General features: G+C 42.6%; 21 protein-coding genes. 18 read left to right on the top strand and 3 right to left on the bottom strand.

Going from position 1 to position 26,218, the window contains the following annotated elements; all coding sequences use genetic code 11:
* Positions 1-9: 9 nt before the first annotated feature.
* Together ytrI and ytrH are read right to left on the bottom strand one after the other, a co-directional pair.
* Positions 10-513 carry a sporulation membrane protein YtrI gene (gene ytrI / locus N9I19_RS02790; RefSeq protein ID WP_089361740.1) on the bottom strand — a complete coding sequence of 168 codons (504 nt, stop codon included), beginning with the start codon at positions 511-513 and terminating at the stop codon, positions 10-12.
* Positions 510-845 (bottom strand): sporulation membrane protein YtrH, encoded by a 336-nt coding sequence (gene ytrH / locus N9I19_RS02785; protein WP_061464368.1) that lies wholly within the window; start codon positions 843-845, stop codon positions 510-512. Before ytrH ends, ytrI begins: the two co-directional genes overlap by 4 nt.
* A gap of 182 nt (positions 846-1,027) precedes the next feature.
* On the opposite strand from ytrH, the gene dnaE reads away from it, so the two are divergent.
* The 10 genes from dnaE (at position 1,028) to aceA (ending at position 15,232) form a co-directional block, all read left to right on the top strand.
* Positions 1,028-4,387, top strand: a complete 3,360-nt coding sequence (gene dnaE / locus N9I19_RS02780) for a DNA polymerase III subunit alpha (RefSeq protein WP_317776914.1) — start codon at positions 1,028-1,030, stop codon at positions 4,385-4,387.
* 112 nt (positions 4,388-4,499) lie between these two features.
* Entirely contained in the window at positions 4,500-5,741 is a 1,242-nt protein-coding gene (gene ystJ, locus N9I19_RS02775; protein ID WP_317776913.1) for an NADP-dependent malic enzyme, read from the top strand.
* Between the two features lie 5 nt (positions 5,742-5,746).
* Positions 5,747-6,376, top strand: coding sequence for a FadR/GntR family transcriptional regulator (locus N9I19_RS02770; protein ID WP_089361739.1), 630 nt, complete (start codon positions 5,747-5,749; stop codon positions 6,374-6,376).
* A 90-nt stretch (positions 6,377-6,466) separates the two neighbouring features.
* Positions 6,467-7,330 (top strand): acetyl-CoA carboxylase, carboxyltransferase subunit beta, encoded by an 864-nt coding sequence (gene accD / locus N9I19_RS02765; protein WP_061464366.1) that lies wholly within the window; start codon positions 6,467-6,469, stop codon positions 7,328-7,330.
* Positions 7,327-8,325 (top strand): acetyl-CoA carboxylase carboxyl transferase subunit alpha, encoded by a 999-nt coding sequence (gene accA / locus N9I19_RS02760; RefSeq protein WP_317776912.1) that lies wholly within the window; start codon positions 7,327-7,329, stop codon positions 8,323-8,325. The genes accD and accA overlap by 4 nt, the downstream gene beginning before the upstream one ends.
* A 279-nt stretch (positions 8,326-8,604) precedes the next feature.
* Positions 8,605-9,564, top strand: a complete 960-nt coding sequence (gene pfkA / locus N9I19_RS02755; RefSeq protein WP_061464364.1) for a 6-phosphofructokinase — start codon at positions 8,605-8,607, stop codon at positions 9,562-9,564.
* A 118-nt stretch (positions 9,565-9,682) separates the two neighbouring features.
* On the top strand, positions 9,683-11,443 hold the full coding sequence (pyk, locus tag N9I19_RS02750; protein ID WP_317776911.1) for a pyruvate kinase: 1,761 nt from the start codon (positions 9,683-9,685) through the stop codon (positions 11,441-11,443).
* 81 nt (positions 11,444-11,524) lie between these two features.
* A complete protein-coding gene (locus N9I19_RS02745; RefSeq protein WP_089361736.1) occupies positions 11,525-11,917 on the top strand; it encodes an FxsA family protein in 393 nt (130 codons plus the stop codon).
* A 400-nt stretch (positions 11,918-12,317) separates the two neighbouring features.
* Complete coding sequence (gene aceB / locus N9I19_RS02740; protein WP_317776910.1) at positions 12,318-13,910, top strand: malate synthase A; 1,593 nt, start codon at positions 12,318-12,320, stop codon at positions 13,908-13,910.
* A gap of 38 nt (positions 13,911-13,948) precedes the next feature.
* Positions 13,949-15,232, top strand: coding sequence for an isocitrate lyase (gene aceA, locus N9I19_RS02735; protein WP_061464360.1), 1,284 nt, complete (start codon positions 13,949-13,951; stop codon positions 15,230-15,232).
* A 92-nt stretch (positions 15,233-15,324) separates the two neighbouring features.
* Here aceA and ytvI read toward each other — a convergent pair whose 3' ends face one another.
* The gene (ytvI, locus tag N9I19_RS02730; protein WP_089361734.1) at positions 15,325-16,452 is read right to left on the bottom strand and encodes a sporulation integral membrane protein YtvI; all 1,128 of its coding nucleotides are present in this window, start codon (positions 16,450-16,452) and stop codon (positions 15,325-15,327) included.
* Positions 16,453-16,643: 191 nt separating this feature from the next.
* Between ytvI and N9I19_RS02725 the strand changes: the two genes are divergently transcribed.
* The 8 genes from N9I19_RS02725 (at position 16,644) to hflC (ending at position 26,199) form a co-directional block, all read left to right on the top strand.
* Positions 16,644-17,105: a DUF441 domain-containing protein gene (locus N9I19_RS02725; RefSeq protein ID WP_089361733.1), complete on the top strand. Its 462-nt coding sequence runs from the start codon at positions 16,644-16,646 to the stop codon at positions 17,103-17,105.
* A gap of 541 nt (positions 17,106-17,646) precedes the next feature.
* Entirely contained in the window at positions 17,647-18,762 is a 1,116-nt protein-coding gene (gene citZ / locus N9I19_RS02720; RefSeq protein WP_061464357.1) for a citrate synthase, read from the top strand.
* Between the two features lie 93 nt (positions 18,763-18,855).
* Positions 18,856-20,172, top strand: coding sequence for an NADP-dependent isocitrate dehydrogenase (icd, locus tag N9I19_RS02715; protein WP_284149589.1), 1,317 nt, complete (start codon positions 18,856-18,858; stop codon positions 20,170-20,172).
* Positions 20,173-20,295: 123 nt separating this feature from the next.
* Positions 20,296-21,231, top strand: a complete 936-nt coding sequence (gene mdh, locus N9I19_RS02710) for a malate dehydrogenase (protein ID WP_061464355.1) — start codon at positions 20,296-20,298, stop codon at positions 21,229-21,231.
* 254 nt (positions 21,232-21,485) lie between these two features.
* Positions 21,486-22,205, top strand: coding sequence for a response regulator transcription factor (locus tag N9I19_RS02705; RefSeq protein WP_061464354.1), 720 nt, complete (start codon positions 21,486-21,488; stop codon positions 22,203-22,205).
* A complete protein-coding gene (gene pnpS / locus N9I19_RS02700) occupies positions 22,202-23,980 on the top strand; it encodes a two-component system histidine kinase PnpS (RefSeq protein WP_317776909.1) in 1,779 nt (592 codons plus the stop codon). The genes N9I19_RS02705 and pnpS overlap by 4 nt, the downstream gene beginning before the upstream one ends.
* A gap of 255 nt (positions 23,981-24,235) precedes the next feature.
* Complete coding sequence (gene hflK, locus N9I19_RS02695) at positions 24,236-25,270, top strand: FtsH protease activity modulator HflK (protein WP_317776951.1); 1,035 nt, start codon at positions 24,236-24,238, stop codon at positions 25,268-25,270.
* Entirely contained in the window at positions 25,267-26,199 is a 933-nt protein-coding gene (gene hflC / locus N9I19_RS02690; protein WP_061464352.1) for a protease modulator HflC, read from the top strand. Before hflK ends, hflC begins: the two co-directional genes overlap by 4 nt.
* The last annotated feature ends 19 nt before the right edge of the window (positions 26,200-26,218 follow it).

The following is a 26,218-nucleotide window of genomic DNA, read 5'->3' as shown; positions in this document are numbered from 1 at the left end:
GCGGTTTTATCAAGAGCTCCTCTTTACTTTGATTTCAATGTTCATTTTCGTATAAAACATGATTTCCACGACTTCAAGGTCATAACGCTTTTTATTGATGGTCACGATTTTATTTTCGATTGATTTTTTCAAGAGCATCTTTCCATTATATACACTGACGACATCTTTGGCGAGAAGGGAGGAAAGGTCGTCCTCTATCACATCCTCCGCTTCCGCGACACTCAGCTGATCGAGACTGTATGTTTTTCCATTCGTAATCGTCACTTCGACCTCTTGAATCGTTAAGATCTCTTCGTTTTGCTGATTCAATTTTTTATAATCCTGCTCCCAGATCCCGATTTTTTCGTTCAAATCCTTGACTTCTTCTCTTTGGTCATGAATGATCCGTATTTGTGTTTCTTGCTGGACCCCATACATATAAAAGAAAATCACCCAGCTGATCAATCCGCCAAGTGCGGCCCCGGCAAAAAAACGCTGCCAGGTGGGTGCCCGGTGATAGGGAGGAATCCTCATGATGATATATGCTCCTGAGTGAACCAGTTGATGATAAGTGCTCCTGTCTGTGCTCCCCCAAGTGCAGATAGAATCAATAGGATCTGCTTGACTATATCCTTCGTTTCTCCGTGGAAAATGCCGCGCTCGAAATTATAGACCATATCAAAAGTACCCCCGATGGCAGCGACAATCGCCCATATACGCAGGCTGTCCGATAGCCGGAACACAGTCGTCATCGGAGCTTGTCCAGTAAAAAAAGCGGCGAGGCCCCCGATTAACGAGCCTCCAAGCAATACGCCAAGCGATATGAAAAAGCTGTTGATAAAGGCCGGAAAAAAGGCTTCATTCATATATCATCATCCTTTTTTGCTTGATATTCTTCTATTCTATTTATATGGGAAGTGCAGAGGTATTATGATAGTCGGCGAAAATCAGGGTGATAAATTGGATTGGTAATGAGAACATATTTTCTTTTTTTGAAATAAACACTATAATGAAAAGAAACATGCCTTACAAAGGTGGGAGAAAAAACGTGTATACTCATCTCCATATTCAGAGCGGATACAGCCTGCTGACAAGTACGGTGAAGATCACTGATCTTGTGGCCAAAGCGAAAGCGGATGGCTGTACAAGTCTTGCCTTAACCGATCGAAATGTTATGTACGGTTCGGTCTATTTTTATAAAGAATGTAAGAAACAGGGAATAAAGCCGATTGTCGGCCTTCTTGCAGATGTCCTCGATGAACAGGAATCGGCACATGGCCTTCTTTTATTGGCAAAAAATCTGCAAGGCTATCAAAACCTGCTTAAAATAAGCAGTGCCATAAAAACGAAATCCCCGTCAGGCATTCCAATGAACTGGCTTAAAGCCTACTCCGGGGGCTTGATAGCAATAACACCGGGTGCAGAGGGGCACATAGAAACGCTATTAAGAGAAAAAAATACTGAAGAAGCCAAACAGGCTGCAGGTCGATTTCTGCAAATTTTTGGTCATGATAACTTTTTTGTATCCATACAGAGACTTTCGATTGCGGACGAAGAGAAAGGTATCGAAGCCTTAAGTCAGTTGGCGAGAGAATTAGGGATAAAGATCGTTGCGACGAATCCGGTTTATTTTTTGAACGAAAGCGATGCACTCGCTCAGGAAGTCCTTCTGGCAATTGGAAATGGTGACAAGCTGTCGGATGAGACGCATACGGTTCTTGAATCCAATCAATTTTATTTGAAAAGCAGGGCTCAGATGGCAGAACTATTCCATGACAGGCCGGATGCACTCGAAAATTCACTACATATTGCCGCGCAATGCAATCTTGAAATTCCGTTTCATCGTTCACTGCTGCCTAAGTACCCCACTGAAGATGGAGTCACAGCCGAGGAAATGCTCGAAGTTGTCTGTTTCCAAGGGTTGCGGAAAAGATTGCCTGAGCCATCCATTCAATATGAAGAACGCCTTCGGTATGAATTGGATATAATTACCGATATGAAATTCAGTGATTACTTTTTAATCGTTTGGGATTTCATGAAATTCGCTAAGGATCACCAAATCCTGACTGGTCCTGGAAGGGGATCGGCCGCCGGATCGATGGTCGCTTATGTGCTGTCGATAACGGATGTCGATCCAATCGAACATTCCTTGCTGTTCGAGCGTTTCCTGAATCCTGAACGTGTCTCGATGCCGGATATCGATATTGATTTTCCGGATAACCGCCGTGAAGAAGTGATTGCCTATGTCGCGAAGAAATATGGGGAACTTCATGTAGCACAAATCATTACATTCGGAACATTAGCTGCCAAGGCTGCTTTAAGGGACACAGGACGTGTTTTCGGCTTGAATTCAAAGGAACAGGAAGCGGTATCGAAAATGATTCCAGGCCGTCTGGGCATCACGCTTCCTGAAGCTTTCAAGGAATCGAAAAGGCTGAGGGAATTCGTTAATGAGAGTGAGATGAATCAAAAACTTTTTCAAACGGCGTTATTGCTTGAAGGGCTGCCTCGCCATGCTTCGACACATGCGGCAGGCGTCGTCATCAGCGACCAGGCACTGACCGAGCATATCCCGATTCAGGGAGGGCATGACGGCATCCATCTTACTCAATATCCAATGGACCTTCTTGAAGAACTGGGACTTCTTAAAATGGATTTTCTTGGGCTTCGCAATTTAACGCTCATCGAAAATATTTTAAAGAACATCCACAAGGGAACGGGGAAAAAACTGGACCTGTCGCATATCCCGATGGATGACCCCGAGACGTTAGCCCTTTTAGGGAGAGGTGAAACAACTGGTGTGTTTCAATTTGAATCGGATGGCATCCGAAAGGTTTTGATCAAGCTGAAACCGAACCGATTCGAGGATATTGTCGCGGTCAATGCCCTCTATCGTCCAGGTCCAATGGAAAACATACCGCTGTTCATCGAGCGAAAACATGGACTGGCTCCCATTGAGTACCTGCACCAAGATTTGAAGGATATCCTTGAGCCTACATACGGAGTCATTGTTTATCAAGAACAGATTATGCAAATTGCCTCTCGCCTCGCCGGATTTTCACTTGGGGAAGCTGACCTGCTCCGTCGTGCCGTTTCGAAGAAGAAAAAGGATGTGCTGGATCAGGAGCGGCAGCATTTTGTGAGCGGCTCTTTGAAACAAGGATATTCCGAAAAAACGGCAGATGAGATTTATTCCTTGATCGTCCGCTTCGCTAATTACGGATTCAACCGTAGCCATGCGGTTGCTTATAGTGTCATTGCTTATCAGCTGGGGTACTTGAAAACCCACCATCCGGAATATTTCATGGCAGCACTCATGACATCGGTAGTGGGGAATGATGAAAAGATTGCCCAATATATCCGTGAGGCAAAAAAGAAAGGGATGACGGTTCTGCCTCCTTCGATTAACCGGAGCGGATACCCGTTTTTACCGGAAAAGGAAGGGATCCGCTATAGCCTTGGAGCCATAAAAGGAATAGGCGGTACGGTTTTAAAAGAAATCTTTGCTGCAAGACGACAAAAGACGTTCGCTGATTTATTCGATTTCTGTTTGCGCGTTTCGGGGAAAATCGTAAATCGAAAAGTGTTGGAGGCGCTTGTGCATTCAGGTGCTTTTGATGAATTCGGTGAAGACCGGGCAACATTATTGGCGAGTTTGGACATAGCGATCAGCCATACGGAATTGGTAAATCCAGATGATGATCTATTCGATATGTTTTCGGATGGCGAGTTTTCACTCAAACCGAAATACAACCGGGTCGAGCCCATTCCTATCGAGCACAAACTCTCATTGGAGAAAAGCGCATTGGGGCTATATCTATCGAATCATCCCGTGACCAGCTACAGGGAACTATTTCAGTACTTCGGCTGTTTGACCATAGACGAGGCTACCAATAAAAAGGAATCAAAAGTCTTACTTGGCGCATATATTACGTCGGTTAAAACCATAAGGACAAAAAAGGGCGATGTTATGGCCTTTTTGAGCGTCAGTGATGAAGAGGGGGACATTGAGGCGGTCGTTTTTCCCAATGTATATAAAAACCACTCTGCCGACTTGAATCATGGACAACTCGTTATGCTGCAGGGGACATTGGAAGAACGGGATGGAAAAACCCAGCTCCTGATCAGGAACGTATATCCGCTTGAAAAAGTGAAAAGGATGAAAGAGGAACAAAACGGAACGGTTTTCCTGAAAATTGAGGCTGGCAAGCAAACGAAGGACACACTGCAAAAAATAAAAAAAATTTTAATGCAGCATAGCGGCGAAACAAAGGTCATGCTTTTTTACGAGAGGGAAAACCGCTATGTACAGCTATCTTATTGGGATTGGGTCAATCCTACAGATAGTCTGATGCAGGCATTATTTGGTTTAGTCGGAAAAGGTAATGTGGTTTATAAGCGAGAATAACTGTTTTACAACTTAAGCAGTTATGTTATATTGAAAACAGGCCGCTGTGGTCTGACCACTAGATTTCAGCATATAAGATATGGGTTACCCAATATGTTTTAGGAGTGAAAATATGTCATTAAGAGAAGAAGCTTTACATATGCATCGCATGAATCAAGGGAAATTAGAAACAGTTTCAAAAGTACCGGTTAGGAATGCAGAAGATTTAAGTCTTGCTTATTCTCCTGGTGTCGCAGAACCATGTAAAGAAATATACGATAAGCCAGAAACCGTTTATGACTATACAATGAAAGGGAACACTGTTGCTGTCATTTCTGATGGAACGGCTGTGTTGGGACTTGGAAACATCGGCCCTGAAGCTGCTTTGCCGGTTATGGAAGGAAAAGCCGTTTTATTTAAAAGTTTCGCTGGAGTGGACTCTTTTCCAATCTGTTTAAAAACGACGGATGTGGATAAAATTGTAGAGACAGTTAAATTACTCGAACCGACATTCGGAGGAGTTAACTTAGAGGACATTGCCGCACCAAATTGTTTTGAAATTGAAGAACGACTTAAGAAAGAAATGAATATCCCTGTTTTTCATGATGATCAGCACGGTACGGCCATTGTAACTGTTGCAGGTCTTGTAAATGCCTTACGACTTGTGAATAAATCAATCTCAGAAATTAAAGTGGTAGCGAATGGAGCCGGGGCTGCGGGTATTGCTATCATTAAATTACTTTATAGCTACGGAGTTCGTGACATTATTATGTGTGACACGAAGGGTGCCATTTATGAGGGCCGTTCGTCAGGCATGAATGATATAAAAGAGCAAGTGGCGAAAGTGACCAATCGCAATAAGATTTCAGGACCTTTGGAAGCGGTCATTCAAAACGCTGATGTATTTGTAGGCGTTTCTGCCGCAGGTGCGTTAACCAAAGAAATGGTTTCATTAATGAATAAGGATGCGATCATTTTCGCGATGGCTAATCCAAATCCGGAAATCATGCCGGAGGATGCGAAAGCAGCGGGTGCCAAGGTTGTTGGAACGGGCCGTTCGGATTTCCCGAATCAGGTCAATAATGTCCTTGCATTCCCGGGAATTTTCCGTGGGGCATTGGATGTACGTGCGACTCATATCAATGAAAAAATGAAGGTTGCTGCTGTAGAGGCCATTGCCGGTTTAATTGAGGAACATGAGTTGAACGAAGACTACGTTATCCCTGCTCCTTTTGATGAGAGGGTAGCGCCTGCCGTTGCGGCTGCTGTTGCCAAGGCAGCGATGGAAACGGGAGTGGCTAGAATTAATATGGATCCCGAGGAAATTAAAGAAAAAACAAGGAAATTAGCGATCATTGGAAAAAGTGAGGAATAATTAATTTGGCAGGTCGGACTTCTTCATCCAAAATTTATCTCGATGTCGTTGAGAGCCTACGTAGCATGATTGAAGCGGAAAGCCTCCTGCCGGGAGATAAAATCCCATCAGAACGGGAGTTATCGGATCGTTTTAATGTTGGCCGTTCCTCTGTACGGGAAGCATTGCGTGCCTTAGAGCTATTAGGATTAATAGAAACAAGGCGTGGTGAAGGAACGTTTATCAGGGATTTCCAGGAGCATAAGCTAGTCGAGCTTCTGGGAACCTTTTTTTTGCAAGATAAAAAAGTACAAGAAGATTTGGCTGAGACGAAAAGGCTGATTGAAATTGACTGTTTACGGATTGTCGCCTTTTTCGCTACAGCTGAGGATATCAAACGATTAATGGTCTGGGTCAAGACGGATGAGTTTCATGATGATGATTTCTTCTTAAGAATTGCCATATTGAATCGCAATCGATTGATGGAACGAATTTGGCGCATTGTCAACAGCTATGCTAGAACATCAGAGATGGTACAGGGTAATGTGAAAAAAGAAGATTATCTGGCACTTCTTACATATTTACTCGAACGGGATGAAGAAAAAGCCATCGAAACGTATCTTATTAGAATTAGAAATATGTCGAAGGACGAGTGACACCTTTTTACACGATACTACTTTAATTTCTGATATAGTTTGTACCAAGTATCAAATAATAGATAATTGGTGGTAAAGGGAGGATTAAGCTTGCTTAAAGAGCTATTTGCGAAGTCTAAGAAGAAATATGCAACGGTTCCTTTAGATCGGGAGAAACAAGATGTACCAGAAGGAATTATGACAAAATGCCCCGGCTGTAAAAAAATCATGTATACAAAAGAATTAGTGAAAAACAATAAAGTCTGTCTGCATTGCGGGTTCCATCATTCGATGTCTTCCCATGAGCGTATCGAATGTTTATTCGACGCCGGCAGTTTTAATGAATTTGATAAAGAAATGATTTCAGTTAACCCACTTGGATTTCCGGATTACTTGGATAAATTGGAAAAGGACAAAAAGAAGGCCAAGATTAATGAGGCCGTTGTTACAGGAGTAGGGAGCATCAATGGGTACCAAGTATCAACAGCCATCATGGATTCCAATTTCCGGATGGGAAGCATGGGCTCCGTTGTTGGTGAAAAAATCACCCGTGCCATTGAACGTGCAGGTGAATTGAAGATTCCGTTTATCATTTTTACGGCATCAGGCGGCGCTCGGATGCAGGAGGGTGTTTTAAGCTTGATGCAGATGGCAAAGACGAGTGCTGCACTCAAGATGTTCAGCAATGAAGGCGGGCTGATCATATCAATGATGACCCATCCTACCACAGGTGGGGTTTCGGCAAGTTTCGCGTCACTTGGTGATATTAATCTAGCCGAACCTGGAGCACTTATTGGTTTTGCGGGACGAAGAATCATTGAACAGACGATTCATGAAGAGCTTCCAGAAGACTTCCAAACATCTGAATTCTTGATGAAGCACGGCCAATTGGATGCGGTTGTCAAACGTACGGAAATGAAAGAAACTTTGACGACGATCCTTAAAATTCATGCCCCGGGTGGTGAATGGTTATGATTTACGAATTAGAGTTCGAGCGTCCCGTTACGGACCTGAGAAATAAGATTAAAGAGCTAAAGGCGATTACGAAGGATGCTGACGTAGACCTTACAGTAGAAATCGAAACGTTGGAAAAGCGTCTAGAGAAGCTGGAAGTGGATATTTATAACAATTTAAAACCGTGGGATCGCGTTCAGATTGCCCGTCATCCAGCCCGTCCGACGACGCTTGATTACATTCCGAGATTATTCAATGACTTCATAGAGTTTCATGGAGATCGTTATTATGGGGATGATGAAGCGATTGTGGCTGGAATCGCAGAGTTTGATGGACTTGCCGTGACTGTCATTGGACATCAAAGAGGTAAGGATACGAAGGAAAACATCCGCCGTAACTTTGGCATGCCCCATCCGGAAGGCTATCGAAAAGCTTTGCGTCTGATGAAACAGGCGGAAAAATTCAATCGTCCGATTATTTGTTTCATTGATACGAAGGGAGCTTTCCCGGGCAAAGCTGCTGAAGAGCGCGGACAAAGTGAAGCCATTGCGAAAAACCTTTTTGAAATGGCAGGGCTTAAGGTGCCGGTCATCAGCATTGTCATTGGTGAAGGTGGAAGCGGCGGTGCATTGGCACTTGGTGTAGGAGACCGAATTTTCATGCTTGAGAATTCAACATATTCGGTAATTTCTCCTGAAGGGGCTGCGGCATTGCTGTGGAAGGATGCTTCTCAGGCTAAGAGGGCTGCGGAATCGATGCAAATCACTGCCCCCGACTTAAACCGTTTAGGAGTCATCGATGAGATCATTCCTGAAGTGAGAGGCGGCGCCCACCGGGATGCAAATTTACAGGCAGAAGCCATCAAGGAAACCCTGAAACGTTCATTCAATGAACTTCTGCCATTGAATAGTGATGACCTTATTAACCAGCGTTACATGAAATTCAAGAAAATCGGTGAGTATGAATTTGAAAAACAATCTGAGGGGAAACCTAAGGAAGTTGAACAGCATTCATAATACATTTTGCAAAAAGGAAAAACGTGCTGCCAAGGGCAACACGTTTTTTCAGCCTTTAATGGTGTGCATATGTATTCATTACCGAAACCTGTAAAGAATATGGTTTGTGTATAGTATGTAAACTTTTACACCATTTTACTTCAATTTCTGTAGAGAATCGGTTAGGCTTATTACATCAGGTGAGCATAAGTGTAACAGATACTGCTTATTGAAGCTTGAAAAAGGGTACAATGATATAATGAGCTTAAAATTGATTAGTGCTGTAGAGAGGTGACATTTATGAAAAGAATTGGTGTATTGACTAGTGGAGGAGATTCTCCAGGCATGAATGCGGCAGTCCGTGCGGTTGTCCGTAAAGCAATTTTTCATGAAATGGAGGTCTTCGGGATTTATTATGGATATCAGGGCCTTATAAATGGGAATATAAGGAAACTTGAGCTTGGGTCGGTCGGGGATATCATTCATCGAGGCGGCACAATGTTACATACGGCTCGCTGTCCGGAATTTAAGACAGAGGAAGGCCAGCTGAAAGCGATTGAACAACTGAATAAACTTGGCATCGAGGGCATTGTCATAATAGGTGGCGATGGTTCTTACCGCGGAGCGAAAGCTTTGACTGAAAGGGGCTTCCCTTGTATCGGAGTTCCTGGAACGATTGATAATGACATACCGGGTACGGACTTTACGATTGGTTTCGATACAGCCCTGAATACAGTAATCGACGCTATCGATAAGATTCGGGATACGGCAACTTCTCATGAAAGGACTTATGTGGTTGAAGTAATGGGAAGAAATGCCGGCGATATCGCGCTTTGGGCCGGCCTGGCTGGCGGAGCGGAAACGATCCTTTGTCCTGAATGCGAATATGATATGGAAGATCTGATTGGGAAGCTGAACCGCGGACATGACCGTGGGAAAAAGCATAGTATCATCATTGTAGCTGAAGGTGTTGGAAGTGCCGTTGATATTTCGAGGAAAATTGAGGCGAAAGCAGGATTTGAAACCCGTGTAACGGTTCTCGGCCATGTCCAGCGCGGAGGTTCTCCTTCGGCAAATGACCGTGTATTGGCAAGCCGGCTTGGAGCCAAAGCTGTTGAATTGCTTCTTGAAGGCAAAGGGGGCAGGGCTGTTGGAATAGAACAAAATCGACTAGTTGATTATGATATCATCGAAGCCCTTGCTAAACCGCATACAATTGACAAGAAAATGTATGATTTATCCTCTGAGTTATCCATTTAAATCAGTATTGATCAATGATAATAATTGCAGGTATTTGAAAGAAGAGACTTATAACACTACGCCCCCTGTCATTTAAAAGGTGGGCAGGCGGCGATTTTTCCTTAAAGGAGGATGACACATGCGAAAAACCAAGATTGTTTGTACGATTGGCCCCGCAAGTGAAAGTATAGAAAAGCTGGTTCAATTAATAGAAGCGGGGATGAATGTAGCTCGGCTTAACTTTTCACATGGAAATCATGAAGAACATGCCGCTAGAATCCGCAATATCAGGGAAGCGGGTGAAAAAGCGGGTAAACAGGTTGCTATCCTGCTGGATACAAAAGGACCTGAAATACGGACAAATAATATGGAAAATGACTCCATAGAGCTGGTAGCCGGCAATGATGTCATTATTTCCATGAATGAAGTCCTGGGAACACCTGAAAAATTCTCCATTACCTATGAAGGGCTTCTGCATGATGTCCATCCAGGATCTAAAATCCTTTTGGATGATGGATTGATCGGTCTTGAAGTGTTGAAAATAGATGAGGTAAGAAAAGAAATCAGTACCAAAATATTGAATAGCGGTACACTTAAGAACAAAAAAGGCGTGAATGTTCCAGGTGTTTCGGTTAACCTGCCTGGCATAACGGAGAAAGATGAACAGGATATCCTTTTTGGAATCGAACAAGGTATCGACTTTGTTGCTGCCTCATTTGTACGCAGGGCTTCCGATGTACTTGAAGTGCGTGAATTATTGCAGCAGAATGGAGCGGAGCATATTCAAATCATCCCTAAAATTGAAAATCAAGAGGGTGTAGACCGGCTTGATGAAATCTTGGAAGTTTCAGATGGTTTGATGGTAGCCCGTGGCGACCTGGGAGTGGAAATTCCTGCAGAAGAAGTGCCATTAGTCCAAAAACAAATGATCAAAAAATGTAACAATGCCGGGAAACCGGTCATAACGGCTACACAAATGCTCGATTCGATGCAGCGTAACCCAAGGCCGACCCGTGCAGAAGCAAGTGACGTAGCCAATGCCATATTTGATGGAACGGATGCCATCATGCTTTCTGGTGAAACGGCTGCTGGAACCTACCCTGTCGAGGCTGTTCAAACGATGCATAACATTGCTTCACGTGCAGAAACTGCCCTTGATTATCGGGATATATTATCAGTCAGAAGCAAAGTGAACCGTCATAATGTCACGGATGCAATTGGTCAGTCCGTTGCCCACACGGCGCTTAATCTTAATGCCGGAGCAATCATCACCCCTACCGAAAGTGGCCATACGGCAAGGATGATTTCTAAATACCGCCCTAAAGCACCGATCATTGCCGTTACCTCCAATGATCATGTTTCAAGACGGCTTGCACTGGCTTGGGGAGTCTACCCACAGATCGGTCCCAAGGCGACGACTACCGATGACATGCTTCAAACTGCTATTGATGAAAGCTTGCATTCCGGCTTAGTGTCCCATGGGGATTTAGTCGTCATAACAGCCGGTGTGCCAGTTGGTGAAACAGGTACGACTAACTTGATGAAAATTCATGTGTTAGGGGAGGTTCTTTTGAAGGCTCAAGGAATCGGCAGGAAATCTGCGAAAGGTGAAGTGGTTGTAGCTAAGAACGCCAAGGAAGCTTTGGAAAAAGTGACGGAAGGCTCTGTACTTGTTACAATTGGTTCTGACCGCGATATGATGCCAGCGATTGAAAAGTGTGCAGCATTGATAACGGAAGAAGGCGGTTTGACAAGCCATGCAGCTGTTGTAGGGGTCACATTGGGCATTCCGGTCATCGTTGGGGCGGAAAACGCGATCAAAGTTTTCACGGATGGGCAAAGAATAACGGTCGATGCAGGCCGTGGAGTCATTTATGATGGACATGCCAACGTTTTGTAAAACGAAATTTTGGCTGATTCCGTGCCAATGAGGTAAGATGGATGTACCGCACCAGAAATGGGCTGTGCAGGAGGAATGTAGATGAAATATTTTTTATTGTTTATCATTGCGATGCCGGTCATTGAAATCATTGTCCTATTGCTGTCAGGCAATATGATTGGTTTTTGGCCAACTGTGTTCCTGATTGTAGCCACAGGTTTAATCGGAGCCTATTTGGCTAAACGGCAAGGGATGGAAACATGGAAAAGGGCACAGGAACAGATTCGTTACGGAATGATGCCAGGAAATGAAATCATTGATGGAATCTGTATCTTTATTGGAGCTGCACTGTTGCTGTCCCCTGGGTTCATTTCGGATATCATGGGATTGCTCCTTGTATTTCCGCCAACCCGGAATCTCCTCAAACCGATTGTTATCCGGTTTATCATGAACAGGATGAATAAAGGGAAAGTCACCATCATTCGGCATAAATAATATAAGGCTGCCTAAAAGCTCAAGCTTTTAGGCAGCCTTTTTGGTCTGGAAAAAAGAAGTCTTCAAAAGCAACCAAGGGTTTTTTTCATTGGCAGCTTTTATGGCATTTCACTAAAATTGGACAAAAACATAGGGAGATTAAATGTAATCCGTTTTGCCTGTTTCACCATTAAATGAAGAATTCGGAAGAAAGTGAAGCAGTGTATAATAACAGAATTTTTTAACTATTATCCCGCGAAAACATGGATAAATCAGGCTTTTTCATGTGAGAAATTCTTTTTTTGGAAACTTTTTAGAAAAAACTGGTGACAAATTTATACAGTGTGTTATATAATACAAACAGGAAATAAAACAACTGTATTATAACATAAAAGAGTTGGAAAGGATGTGGAGAGGCAACATGATTACGGAAGCAAAAGGCTTACAAATTACGGGCAACATTAAGCCAGGATATGAACAAATACTTACAACGGAGGCTCTTCAATTCATCGAAAGAATTGAACGGCATTTCAGTGAAAGAAGGAAGGAACTTCTGAAACGGCGCAAAAGCGTACAGGAAGAGCTGAATCAAGGCAAGTTGCCTGATTTCCTTGAAGAAACGAAGCATATTCGTGAAAGTGATTGGACGATTGCGCCACTCCCGAATGACTTGCAGGACCGCAGGGTTGAAATAACTGGACCAGTTGATCGTAAGATGATCATTAATGCAATGAACTCAGGTGCCAATGTATTCATGGCTGATTTTGAAGACGCCAACTCACCCACTTGGGAGAATTGCGTGGATGGTCAATTGAATTTGCGCGATGCAATCCGCGGAACCATTTCATTTAAAAATCCCAATGGCAAAGTGTATGAATTGAATGAAAAAAGGGCTGTCCTAAAGGTAAGGCCACGCGGCTGGCATTTGGAGGAAAAACATGTCCTTTTGGATGGACAGCCAATATCAGCCAGCATTTTTGACTTTGGACTGTACTTTTACCACAACGCAAAAGCATTGGTCGAAAAACAAAGCGGTCCATACTTCTACTTACCAAAAATGGAAAGCCACCTAGAAGCAAGATTATGGAATGAAATATTCGTATATGCACAGAACGATTTAAGAATACCGCAAGGAACCATTAAGGCAACGGTCTTGATTGAAACGATACTTGCCGCATTCGAAATGGATGAAATTCTGTACGAGCTTAAAGAACATTCTGCAGGCCTGAACTGCGGCCGCTGGGATTATATCTTCAGTTTCCTGAAAAAATTCCGTCACTCGGATGATGTTATCTTTCCTGACCGGCTGCAGGTGACGATGACCGTTCCGAACATGAGAGCGTATTCCTTATTGGCAATCAAAACATGCCACTCTCGTAATGCTCCGGCAATTGGCGGGATGGCAGCGCAAATTCCAGTTAAAAATGACCCGATTAAGAATGATGAGGCTTTTGCGAAAGTCCGGGCAGATAAGGAACGCGAAGCAAGAGACGGCCATGATGGAACATGGGTTGCCCATCCAGGTATGGTAAGCATCGCAAAAGAGGTTTTTGACCTGCTTGTTCCAAAACCGAATCAAATTTTCCGAAAACGAGAAGATGTCCTTGTAACAGCGCAAGAGTTGCTGGCTGTGCCCGAAGGAACGATCACGGAGGCAGGATTAAGGACGAACATTAACGTCGGCATCCAATATATTGCCTCTTGGTTAAGCGGCAGGGGGGCGGCGCCCATTTATAACTTAATGGAAGATGCAGCAACGGCTGAAATTTCAAGAGCACAAGTCTGGCAATGGATCCGGCATCCAAAAGGCATCCTCGAAGATGGCAGGAAAATAACCGAAGAATTATTCCATCAGATTAAAGAGGAAGAAGTGGAGGTCATTAAATCGGAAGTAGGGGAAGAAGCTTTCAAGTCAGGAAAGTTTGAAGAGTCTACTAAACTATTCGAAGAATTGATTGAAGCGGATGACTTTGCAGATTTCTTAACCAATCCGGCATATGAACAATTATCTTAATATTAAAAATATTAAATATAAATTAGGAGGAAACTATAATGATGAATGAAAGAGCGCAACAATTACAACAAAACTGGGAAAATGACTCACGGTGGACTGGGATTAAACGTCCTTATACGGCGGACGAAGTTATTAAATTAAGAGGTTCCATCGATATTGAACAAACACTGGCACGCCGTGGTTCTGAGAAACTATGGAATCTATTAAATACAGAGGATTTCATCAATGCATTAGGAGCATTGACTGGTAACCAAGCAATGCAACAGGTGAAAGCTGGTTTAAAAGCAATCTACCTAAGCGGCTGGCAAGTTGCGGCAGATGCTAACATCGCAGGGCAAATGTACCCTGACCAAAGTTTATATCCAGCCAACTCCGTGCCGCAAGTGGTTAAACGCATTAATCAGACACTTCAGCGTGCAGACCAAATCAGCTTTGCTGAAGGAAAAGAGGATATCGATTGGTTCGCTCCAATCGTAGCGGATGCTGAAGCCGGCTTTGGCGGTTCCCTTAACGTCTTCGAATTAATGAAAGGCATGATCGAAGCTGGAGCGGCAGGCGTTCACTTTGAAGACCAGCTTTCTTCAGAGAAAAAATGTGGTCACCTAGGCGGTAAAGTTCTTCTGCCAACCCAAACGGCAGTACGTAATTTGGTTTCCGCCCGATTGGCAGCCGACGTAATGGGGACACCGACTATCTTAATTGCCCGTACGGATGCTGATGCTGCAGACTTGATCACCGATGATATCGATCCGGTCGATGCACCTTTCATCACTGGCGAAAGGACTCCGGAAGGGTTCTACCGCACCAACGCGGGTCTTGATCAAGCAATTGCACGCGGCCTTGCTTATGCACCGTATGCCGACCTTATCTGGTGTGAGACTTCTGAACCTAATCTAGCGGATGCTCGCCGCTTTGCCGAAGCGATCCATGCAGAGTTCCCGGGTAAGCTTCTTGCTTACAATTGCTCCCCATCATTTAACTGGAAAGCTAAATTAAGTGATGAAGAAATTGCCAGCTACCAAGTTGAATTGGGTAAATTGGGTTATAAGTTCCAATTCGTTACCCTTGCTGGCTTCCACTCATTGAATCATAGCATGTTCAATCTTGCTCTTGGTTATAAAGACCGCGGTATGGCTGCATACTCAGAACTTCAACAAGCAGAGTTCGCCAGTGAACCCGACGGCTATACAGCAACACGCCATCAACGTGAAGTGGGAACTGGTTATTTTGATGAAGTGGCACAAGTCGTTTCTGGTGGAACATCATCCACAACAGCACTTGCAGGTTCTACTGAAACAGAACAATTCGAGACGTCAAAATAAAGGCTTGAAACCAAAAATCCGCCTCGTACCCGAGGCGGATTTTTATATGGAATGGGAGAATGCTATAAGATATAAAGATAAGCTGGATTACTTTATGTGGTTCTCTTTGTATCTTGCCCGATGATGAAAGACCATATGGCCTTAAAGACATTGGCACGCTGAAGTGTATTGAATATGACAAGTACGACAGGTCCTGCAATCAGCCCAAGGAAACCGATCAATTTGAAGCCGATGAACAAGGCGATGAGAGTGGCGAGCGGATCCAAACCAATACTGGAAGAAAGAACTTTTGGCTCTATTAACTGGCGCTGGACAACAACGATTATGTACAGGACGGACAAACCGATTGCAAGACTTGTATTTCCGGCAATGAATTCAAAGATGATCCAAGGAATGAAAATCGTCCCTGTCCCTAAATAGGGAATGATATCGACCAGTCCGCATATCAGGGCAATGGTAATTGAATAATTCACCCTTAAGATGAGAAAGCCGATTAAAATCGTGACAGTCGTCAATGAAACAAGAGTGAATTGTGCACGGATAAAACCAAATAAAGCCCGTTTTAAGTCCCTGAATAAACGCTTGGCACCCGAAAAAATCTTATCAGGCAACACTTTTCCTGTCACAAGGCCAAAGGTATCCCAATCTTTACTGATGAAGAAAGTGCCCAGTAGGGTAAAAAGGAGTGCTGTTGCCGTAGTTGGAAACCATCCGATAATTGTGGGAATGTTCTTCAAGAACGCTTGAATGAAGCCGCTTACTCCGGTAGTGATGGATTCACCGATATTTTGGATATTCTTGAGGACTGTGTCTTGCTGTTCGATATCCAAATTATTGAACATGGCAGCTATTTGATTATATAAAGGGATGACGGTTGAAGTGATGTATGTTTCTATAAAGTCCACGATCGTTTCAATGTGTTGTGGTATGACTCCGGCAAGGTAATTGGTCCCTGAAATGATCTCGGTGACCAGTAAGGTGATTAGACCTGCAAATAAAAGGAAAATGAGCAAAAGGGAAATGAATACAGCCAATCCCCTTGGCAGTCTTCCTTTCTTTTCGAAAAAAGTGACCAGGGGGTTCATCAAGAAAGCGATTATCATGGCAATAATGAATGGGTATGTATACTTAGATAAATAAAACAAGGCAATTCCACCTAAAATTATTCCTCCGACGACCAGTAAAGAACGAATGAAACGATACATATATACTGGATTCAAGACATATCCTCCTTCTATCATAAAGTTTGTATTATAATTGTAACGATGATGGAAAAGAAAGGAAAGATTCTTTCGTCATTCTGCTTAACTTTTTCCCGTTAAAATACATAGCTCCATAAATCGGTCTCCTCTAAAGAAAGAGAGGAGTTTGTTATGTTAAAATAACAAAAAAGAAAGAAGGTGAAGGGAGAATGATCAACGGTCCTGTCGTATTTTTAATTTTACTTGCAGCAATCGGTTGGTTTGGGAAAAATATGTCACTGATCATGGCTGCGGGTTTTCTTTTAAGCATGAAACTGATTGGCCTTGACGCTAAAGTGTTTCCATATTTAGAAGCGAAAGGAATCAACTTGGGCGTTACTATCATCACGATTTCCGTACTCATCCCAATAGCGAATGGGGCGATTGGTTTCAAGGAACTTGGGGACGCCATTAAATCCCCTTATGCCTGGATTGCGCTTGCATCCGGAATAGCGGTTGCACTTATAGCGAAAAATGGGATTACACTCCTGTCACATGATCCGCATATTACTGCGGCTCTTGTTTTTGGGACGATTCTTGCTGTCGCATTATTCAAAGGTGTAGCTGTCGGTCCGTTAATCGGGGCAGGAATTGCTTATTTATGCATGCAGATCTTTAATTTTTTTAAATGAAGCGAGTGGCGGAGGATAAAAGAGCTCGTCAACATTGGGAATGGGAATTTTCTATCTAATGTTTCATTTCTTCTGCTTTGCGACAAATTTTCAAAAAAAACGTGTTGGATTGCATAAAAAAAAGCAGGTGAATATGTTGCTAATTTTTCTAATGAAATAATAATTTTTTCACATTTTAAGTGCTTTTCATTCCCAAAAAAGTGTTTATTGTTTATAATAATCATGTAACTGCTCTGTTTTATTAAAAATGGGATTCAGAATATCATTGATATTTTTGAGGAACCTTAAAAAAAGATGTAGTTATTGAGCAAGCGCTCACTAGGAATAGCTACAAGCATTATTTTTAGAATTTCGTATAAAAGATTATCGTACATTTTACTATTGTTGGGGGCATATTCCGTGAACGCTTCAATACAAGATGTATGTCTTCTGCTAAAAAATAGATGGTTGTATTCAGAATAGCTAATTTCCTTGGAAGCGCTATATTTATACGCAATGAGCAAGGGTATAGGGGAATATCTAGGAAAAGGAGAGATTTAGTATGACAGCAACAAAAGGTCTTGAAGGTGTGGTAGCAACAACTTCATCAGTAAGCTCCATTATCGATGACACATTAACGTATTCAGGTTATGACATCGACGATTTGGCTGTAAATGCAACATTCGAGGAAGTAATCTATCTTTTATGGCACGGAGCTCTTCCAAACAAAAGCCAACTAAAGGAATTAACTAAACAACTTGCTGAAAATGCTGCAATTCCAGCAGAAGTGGTTAATCATTTCAAAACATACCCAATTGATAAAGTACATCCTATGGGAGCTCTTCGCACAGCTGTATCTCTTCTTGGTCTTTATGATGAAGAAGCGGATGTAATGAATGAAGACGCTAACTATCGTAAAGCAATCCGCATCCAAGCAAAAATCCCTACATTGGTAACAACTTTCGCTCGCATCCGTCAAGGTAAAGAAGCGGTTGCACCACGTACAGATTTAAGCTTTGCTGCTAACTTCTTATATATGTTAAGTGGTAATGAACCAACGGCAATCGAAGAAGAGGCATTCAACAAAGCATTGGTCCTTCATGCTGACCATGAATTGAACGCTTCCACATTCACTGCACGCGTTTGTGTGGCTACATTATCCGATATCTATTCTGGCGTAACTTCTGCCATCGGCGCTTTAAAAGGCCCACTTCACGGCGGAGCTAACGAACAAGTCATGAAAATGCTTACTGAAATTGGTTCAGTTGATAACGTTGAGCCATATATCAATGAAAAATTAGCCAATAAAGAAAAGATCATGGGCTTTGGCCACCGTGTGTACCGTAAAGGTGATCCACGTGCTAAACACCTTAAAGAAATGTCCCAAAAACTTACTGAACTTACTGGACAACCGCAATATTATGATATGTCCATTAAAATTAATGAAATCGTAACTGGTCAAAAAAATCTTCCGCCAAACGTAGATTTCTATTCTGCTTCCGTATACCATAGTTTAGGTATCGAGCATGACCTATTTACACCAATCTTTGCAGTAAGCCGTGCTTCAGGCTGGATCGCTCATATCCTTGAGCAATATTCAAACAACCGCCTGATCCGTCCGCGTGCAGAGTATGTTGGACCAGGTATGCAAAAATATGTACCGATTGAAGAACGCTAATTAAAAGTTTTTCAAAAATTATTTTTTATTTCATCGATTTTGTAGTAAATTAATAGATGTGAGTAAAAAGGGTTAGTGGTCCTGTCTCGTTTAATGGCGGGCCATCTAACCTTTGAATTTGAATCGGAGGTAAGAGACATGACACAAAGCCAAAAAATCACAGTTACTAACGGTGCTCTTAACGTACCAAACAATCCAATCGTTCCTTATATTGAGGGAGACGGAATCGGTCCTGATATCTGGGCAGCAGCTTCTCGCGTTTTAGACGCAGCAGTTGAAAAAGCTTACAACGGCGAAAAGAAAATCGAATGGAAAGAAGTTTTAGCTGGACAAAAAGCATTTGACCAAACAGGCGAATGGCTTCCACAAGAAACTCTTGATGTCATTAACGAATATCTAATCGCTATTAAAGGACCTCTTACAACTCCAATCGGTGGCGGTATCCGCTCATTGAACGTTGCATTGCGTCAAGTATTGGACTTATTCGTATGTCTTCGTCCAGTACGTTACTTTGATGGTGTGCCTTCACCAGTTAAACGTCCGGAAGACACTGACATGGTCATCTTCCGTGAAAACACTGAAGACATCTATGCTGGTATCGAATATGCAAAAGGTTCTGACGAAGCTAAGAAATTAATCGAATTCCTACAAAATGAATTCGGTGTTAAAAACATTCGTTTCCCTGAAACTTCAGGTATCGGAATTAAACCGATTTCTGAAGAAGGAACAAAACGTCTTGTTCGCTCTGCACTTAACTATGCGATCAAAGAAGGCCGTAAATCATTAACGCTTGTTCATAAAGGTAACATCATGAAATTCACGGAAGGCGCATTTAAAACTTGGGGTTATGAAGTTGCAGAACAAGAATTCGCCGATAAAGTGTTCACATGGAACCAATATGACAAAATTAAAGATGCTGAAGGCACTGAAGCTGCTAACAAAGCACAATCTGCTGCTGAAGCTGAAGGCAAAATCATCGTTAAAGATTCCATTGCTGATATCTTCTTACAACAAATCCTGACTCGTCCTAAAGAGTTTGATGTTGTTGCAACAATGAACTTGAACGGAGATTACATTTCTGATGCATTAGCTGCACAAGTTGGCGGAATCGGTATCGCTCCAGGAGCAAACATCAACTACGAAACTGGACATGCCATTTTCGAAGCAACTCACGGAACGGCTCCTAAATATGCTGGTCTTGATAAAGTTAACCCATCTTCAGTACTTCTTTCAGGCGTTCTTTTACTTGAACACCTTGGATGGAACGAAGCTGCAGACAGCATCACAAAATCAGTGGAACAAACAATTGCTTCTAAAGTCGTTACATACGATTTTGCCCGCCTAATGGAAGGCGCAACAGAAGTTAAATGTTCTGAGTTCGCTGACGAGCTTATCAAAAACCTTAAATAATTTATAAATGCTTTCTGGAAAAGTACCTTAATGGGCTTCTTTTCCAGGGAGCTTTATATATATATGTGCATGAAAATGTTAAAAGTATTCCAAAATATTCACATATTTTAAGGAGGAATTAACATGTCTAAGCGTAAAAAAATCACAGTGGTAGGTGCCGGTTTCACTGGTGCTACAGCAGCATTCCTAGCAGCTCAAAAAGAACTTGGTGATATCGTTTTAGTTGATATTCCGCAAGCTGAAAACCCTACAAAAGGTAAAGCTCTTGATATGGCGGAAGCAGGACCTGTTCTTGGTTTCGACGCTAACATCATCGGTACATCCAACTATTCAGAAACAGCTGATTCCGACGTAGTGATCATCACTGCTGGAATTGCCCGTAAGCCCGGCATGAGCCGTGACGACTTAGTTCAAACTAACCAAAAAGTTATGAAATCAGTAACTAAAGAAGTGGTTAAATATTCCCCTAATACAACAATCATCGTTTTGACTAACCCTGTAGATGCAATGACTTACACTGTTTACAAAGAATCAGGTTTCCCTAAAGAACGCGTTATCGGACAATCGGGTGTTCTTGATACAGCTCGTTTCCGCACTTTCGTAGCTCAAGAATTAAACTTATCCGTTAAAGATGTAACTGGTTTCGTGCTTGGCGGACACGGTGACGATATGGTTCCTCTGGTCCGTTACTCTTATGCTGGCGGAATTCCTTTGGAGACATTGATCCCCCAAGATCGTTTAGAAGCAATCGTGGCTCGTACTCGTACAGGCGGCGGAGAAATCGTAAACCTTCTTGGAAACGGAAGCGCATATTATGCACCGGCTGCATCCCTTGTGGAAATGGCTGAAGCAATCCTTAAAGACCAACGTCGCGTTCTTCCATCCATCGCTTATCTTGAAGGCGAATACGGATTCGAAGGAATCTACCTTGGTGTGCCAACTGTACTAGGTGCAAACGGCATTGAACAAATCATCGAGCTTGAATTGACTGAAGGCGAAAAAGCGGCACTTTCAAAATCAGTTGAATCAGTTAAAGCGGTAATGCAAGTTCTTCAATAAGAGATGGTGAAAACAATCTCTTGATCAGACTGCCCGGAATATTGGAAGGGAAGGCCGAGGCCATCTTCCATCTCCGGGCAGTCTTTTTATCCGCTTTGGAACAAATCCGGGGACGATAAGCCCCTTCTTAAGGTAGGAATAACTTTCAATACGTTTTTTTATGTGTAAATTTCATATAATATTCTTTATAATGGAATTGGATGAGTAGACTGAGAATTTGGTCTATGGGGTAATACATAATTCAGGGGGATCTAATGTCAAAGAAAATTCTCGTAGTGGATGATGAACAATCAATAGTTACCTTACTTCAGTACAATTTAGAACAAGCAGGCTATTCGGTGATCACGGCTTTGGATGGAGAACAAGGGCTACAGGCTGCTGTGGACATACGCCCCGATTTAGTGGTATTGGATTTGATGCTGCCTAAAATGGATGGGCTTGAAGTATGTAAACAGCTTCGCCAGCAAAAAATCAATATCCCGATCTTGATGCTGACTGCTAAGGACGATGAATTTGACAAAGTGCTGGGACTTGAACTTGGAGCGGATGATTATTTAACCAAACCATTTAGTCCGCGGGAGGTAGTAGCACGGATTAAAGCCATATTAAGGAGATCTCAGTTTCAATCGAACGGCAGTGAGTCAGGTAATGATCAGGAAGATGGTCTCTTGAAATTAGGGGAATTGAAAGTATTCCCGGATCGATACGAAGCATTCTTTGATGAACAGCAATTAGAATTAACTCCAAAAGAATTTGAATTACTTTTATACTTGGCGAAGAATAAAGGACGAGTATTGACTAGGGACCAACTGCTCAGTGCGGTATGGAATTATGATTTCGCGGGAGATTCCCGAATCGTCGATGTGCATATTAGCCATCTTCGTGAAAAAATAGAGAAGGATACAAAAAAACCTCTATATATCAAAACGATAAGGGGCTTGGGGTATAAGCTTGAGGAGCCTAAAAAAGAATGACGACCTATCGTAAAAAGCTCTTATATACCCTCATCACGCTGGTGATGGTCGTCCTGATGGCCGTGGGCTTTTTATTGGGGCATTTGTTCAAAAGTTATTATATTACAACGTTCAATGAGCGCATACAGAACGAAACATTCTTCATTTCTACATATATTCAAGAGCATGGGGGGATCGCGTCCTTTTTGGAAGAAGGGAAGACGGCAAAACTGACACCCCTTTTAGATTCGAACTTAACGATTCTCTCTACGAGTGGGGAAATATTATACGATTCGACATCATCAAGTGAAATACTTAAAAGCCATGCCAAGGTCCTTCGCAAAATAACTTTGGAAAAAGGGCTTAAGTATGGGGAAGGGTTTGAGGTGGTTGAAGGGGAGTCGGACCTCCATTTTTATTGGAAGACGGTCGAAAAGGATGGCAAGATTGAAGGTTTTGTCGTCCATAGCAATGAAATAGAGGCCATCGATCAAGTGAATAAACAAATGTGGCAAATATTGATCATTTGTTTAGGGGTTGCCTTGATCATCATTCTCATGCTCGCGAGTAAAATCACTTCATATTATATCCGTCCGATCGAGGAGGCCACGATGGCAGCCATCGAACTGGCAAAAGGGAATTATGGAACTCGGACATTCGGGAGGCAAACTGATGAAACCGGAATGCTGACGACTTCCTTGAACATATTGGCGAGGAATCTTCAGGAAACTGAAATAGCGAGGGAAATGAATCAGGATCGTTTGGAAGCACTTGTTGAAAATATCGGTAGTGGTGTCTTGCTCATAGACAGTAAAGGGTATACCACCTTAATCAACCGGGAATTCAAGAAAAGCTTCCATGTAAACTCCGCTACTTTTTTGTTTCAGGAATATTACTCGGTCATTAAAGATCAGGAAGTGATTGCCATAATCGAAGAGATCTTTCGGACGGAAAAAACGATAAAACGCCAGGTGAGGATACCACTTGCAATAGAACGTAAGCATTTTGAGATTTACGGGGCTCCCATTATCGGGAATCATGATGAATGGAAGGGGATCCTCCTCATTTTCCATGATATCACCGAATTGAAAAGGCTCGAGCAAATGCGGAAGGATTTCGTGGCTAATGTGTCCCATGAATTGAGAACCCCGATCACTTCTATTAAAGGGTTTTCAGAAACATTGTTAGATGGGGCTTTAAAAGACGAAAAGACCTTAAAGCACTTTTTAACGATTATCTTGAAAGAAAGTGATCGGCTGCAAGAGCTCATTCAGGAGCTTCTGAATTTATCAAAAATGGAGCAGCAGGAATTCGTTTTGAACGCAGGTGTCGTGGATATTACGAAAGTCCTTGGTGAAATACAAGAGATGCTTATTGGGAAGCTGAAGGAAAAAGAAGTATCGCTTGAAATTAAAGCATCACAGGAACCTGTTTTCATTGAAGGGGAATCTGATAGGATCAAACAGGTTTTCATTAATTTAATAACGAACGCATTGACCTATACCCCAAATGGCGGGAGGGTCACCGTGAATATCATGGAGAATGAACAGACGGTTGATATTGCAGTTCAAGATAGCGGGATCGGCATCGAAGAAAAAGAACTGCCGAGGATCTTTGAACGGTTTTACCGGATCGATAAGGCAAGGAGCCGCGATTCAGGAGGAACTGGCATTGGACTGGCAATCGTCAAGCATATAATAGAAGTCCATAAAGGTAAAATCAACGTGGAAAGCACACCTGGAACCGGGACGACTTTTACAGTCACTTTAAATAAAAGCTTAAAAGGAAAGATGTAGCGGGTTTCGTGAATTTACATGTCCTTTACAATTTCTTAAAACGGACTTCATAATGCAGGGGTACAATGTTTGTACAACCCCTCATCCAAGGAGTTAAACATTGACAGAGACCCATAGTCTCTGTCTTTTAATTTTGTCTTATTCCCCGGGAACCATTCCTCTATCCTATTTTCTTAGGAAAATATTTGATTTTCATGAAACTTTAGGCCCTTTCTTGCGTAAATAAGATATAACGGCAAAGAAGGGGTGATACATATCGTTAGCTTAAAAAGGATATATACGATCATAGGACTTGTCTTTCTAATTTTAATTTTGGGTGTAGTTGCGATATCGACCTGGTACACGGTTGATGAATCCGATCAAGCTGTCATAATGACGTTTGGTAAGGTGGAGCAGACGATAACAGAACCAGGACTTCACTTTAAGCTGCCTTGGCCGATTCAATCGGTTGAAAAATTATCGAAAGAAACATTCAGCCTTAAGTTTGGATATAAGGAAGAGGATGGAGAGGTGAAGGATTACCCGAGTGAGACCAAGATGATTACGGGTGATGAAAATATTGTGCTAGCCGACCTAGTGGTTCAGTGGAAAATCACAGACCCTCCAAAATATCTATACAATGCAGATGATCCAGAGAAAATATTATATGATACGACTTCAGCTGCCTTACGGAGCATTATCGGCAGCACGAAAATAGATGATGCACTTACATCCGGTAAAGCGCAAATTGAAGCGGATGTATGGGGATTGCTGTCACAGCTAATGGAGAAATATGATGTCGGAATTTCGATATCTGCGGTTAAACTCCAGGATGTGGAGTTACCGAATGAAGAAGTCCGGAAGGCATTTACCAATGTAACGGATGCCAGGGAAACGGCCAATACGAAAATAAACGAAGCGGATAAATATGAAAATAAACGGATGAATGAAGCGGAAGGGGAAAAAGACGCCATCATATCACAGGCCAATGGGGATAAAGCTGCCCGTACGGAAGCTGCCCGTGGGGATGTAGCGGTCTTTGAAAAATTACTAAGTGAGTATAAGGGCAATAAGGGGATTACGAAGGACCGTCTTGTTATTGAGACCCTTGAAGAAGTATTGCCGAATGCGGAGCTTTATATCATGAATGATGATGGAAACACAATGAAGTACTTGCCGCTTCGCTCGCTTGAAAAAGAGGAAACGAAAAAAACGCCTGCACCTGATGAATCCACTGCTCCAGAAGGAGAAACGGAAAAAGGGAATGCAACGGAAGAAAAAGCGGCGGGGGAAGGGGGCGCTAAACAATGAGTGGAAAAATAATAGATTTCTCTGAGTTGAAAAAAGGTGATTTTCATTGGAGAGGCTACGTGAAAATTGGCATTTTCCTCATTATTTTATTCGCGTTGCTGCTAATCATCTTCACCAATGTATACATCGTCAAAGAGGGCGAATATAAAGTCGTCCGTCAATTCGGTGAAGTGGTAAGAATTGATAAAACCCCGGGTTTGAAGGTAAAAGTGCCATTCATCCAGAGCGTCATGACCTTGCCGAAGTATCAGATGAGTTCTGATGTATCCGAGGCGGAAATCAATACGAAAGATAAAAAGCGGATGCTGATCGACAACTATGCAGTATGGAGAATAGAAGATCCGAAGAAATTGATTACAAATGCAAGGACGCTACAGAATGCCGAAACGAAAATGGAAGAGTTCATCTATTCGGCAGTTCGTTCAGAGCTGGGCCAGCTGAATTATGATGAAATCATCAATGATGAGAAGTCATCCAGGGGAAGTTTAAACGACCGCATAACAGAAAAAGTCAACGAACTGCTCCAAAAGGACAGTTATGGCATCAGCCTGACGGATGTCCGGATAAAGCGGACTGACCTGCCAGCCGAAAATGAAGCATCCGTCTTCAAGAGGATGATTTCAGAGCGGGAATCGAAAGCGCAAGAGTACCTATCCAAAGGTGATGCGAAGAAAAATCGTATCATTGCGGATACTGATCGTAAAGTGAAAGAATTGCTCTCGACTGCAGAAGCTGATGCAGAAGTTATCAGGGCTGAAGGAGAAGGGGAAGCAGCGATAATCTATAATAAGTCGTTTTCCAAAGATCCCGAATTCTATAAACTATACCGGACTCTTGACTCCTACAAAAAAACGATTGGAGATCAAACGGTCATCGTTCTGCCGTCGGATTCCCCATATGCCAGCTTGTTAATGGGAAATACTAAATAATCGCCGTTGCCGTCATTTT

This window comes from Peribacillus sp. CSMR9 (assembly GCF_033141925.1).
Classification (GTDB): domain Bacteria; phylum Bacillota; class Bacilli; order Bacillales; family DSM-1321; genus Peribacillus; species Peribacillus simplex_A.
This window is presented reverse-complemented; position numbering and strand designations above follow the sequence as displayed.

What these genes read in the sequence shown, in the direction of transcription:
- ytrI (WP_089361740.1), bottom strand. Translation starts at nt 513, where the DNA reads ATGAGGATTCCTCCCTATCACCGGGCACCCACCTGGCAGCGTTTTTTT.
- ystJ (WP_317776913.1), top strand. Translation starts at nt 4,500, where the DNA reads ATGTCATTAAGAGAAGAAGCTTTACATATGCATCGCATGAATCAAGGG.
- aceA (WP_061464360.1), top strand. Translation starts at nt 13,949, where the DNA reads ATGATGAATGAAAGAGCGCAACAATTACAACAAAACTGGGAAAATGAC.
- pfkA (WP_061464364.1), top strand. Translation starts at nt 8,605, where the DNA reads ATGAAAAGAATTGGTGTATTGACTAGTGGAGGAGATTCTCCAGGCATG.
- N9I19_RS02725 (WP_089361733.1), top strand. Translation starts at nt 16,644, where the DNA reads ATGATCAACGGTCCTGTCGTATTTTTAATTTTACTTGCAGCAATCGGT.
- N9I19_RS02745 (WP_089361736.1), top strand. Translation starts at nt 11,525, where the DNA reads ATGAAATATTTTTTATTGTTTATCATTGCGATGCCGGTCATTGAAATC.
- icd (WP_284149589.1), top strand. Translation starts at nt 18,856, where the DNA reads ATGGCGGGCCATCTAACCTTTGAATTTGAATCGGAGGTAAGAGACATG.
- N9I19_RS02705 (WP_061464354.1), top strand. Translation starts at nt 21,486, where the DNA reads ATGTCAAAGAAAATTCTCGTAGTGGATGATGAACAATCAATAGTTACC.
- aceB (WP_317776910.1), top strand. Translation starts at nt 12,318, where the DNA reads ATGATTACGGAAGCAAAAGGCTTACAAATTACGGGCAACATTAAGCCA.
- citZ (WP_061464357.1), top strand. Translation starts at nt 17,647, where the DNA reads ATGACAGCAACAAAAGGTCTTGAAGGTGTGGTAGCAACAACTTCATCA.
- hflC (WP_061464352.1), top strand. Translation starts at nt 25,267, where the DNA reads ATGAGTGGAAAAATAATAGATTTCTCTGAGTTGAAAAAAGGTGATTTT.
- pyk (WP_317776911.1), top strand. Translation starts at nt 9,683, where the DNA reads ATGCGAAAAACCAAGATTGTTTGTACGATTGGCCCCGCAAGTGAAAGT.
- mdh (WP_061464355.1), top strand. Translation starts at nt 20,296, where the DNA reads ATGTCTAAGCGTAAAAAAATCACAGTGGTAGGTGCCGGTTTCACTGGT.
- ytrH (WP_061464368.1), bottom strand. Translation starts at nt 845, where the DNA reads ATGAATGAAGCCTTTTTTCCGGCCTTTATCAACAGCTTTTTCATATCG.
- pnpS (WP_317776909.1), top strand. Translation starts at nt 22,202, where the DNA reads ATGACGACCTATCGTAAAAAGCTCTTATATACCCTCATCACGCTGGTG.
- accA (WP_317776912.1), top strand. Translation starts at nt 7,327, where the DNA reads ATGATTTACGAATTAGAGTTCGAGCGTCCCGTTACGGACCTGAGAAAT.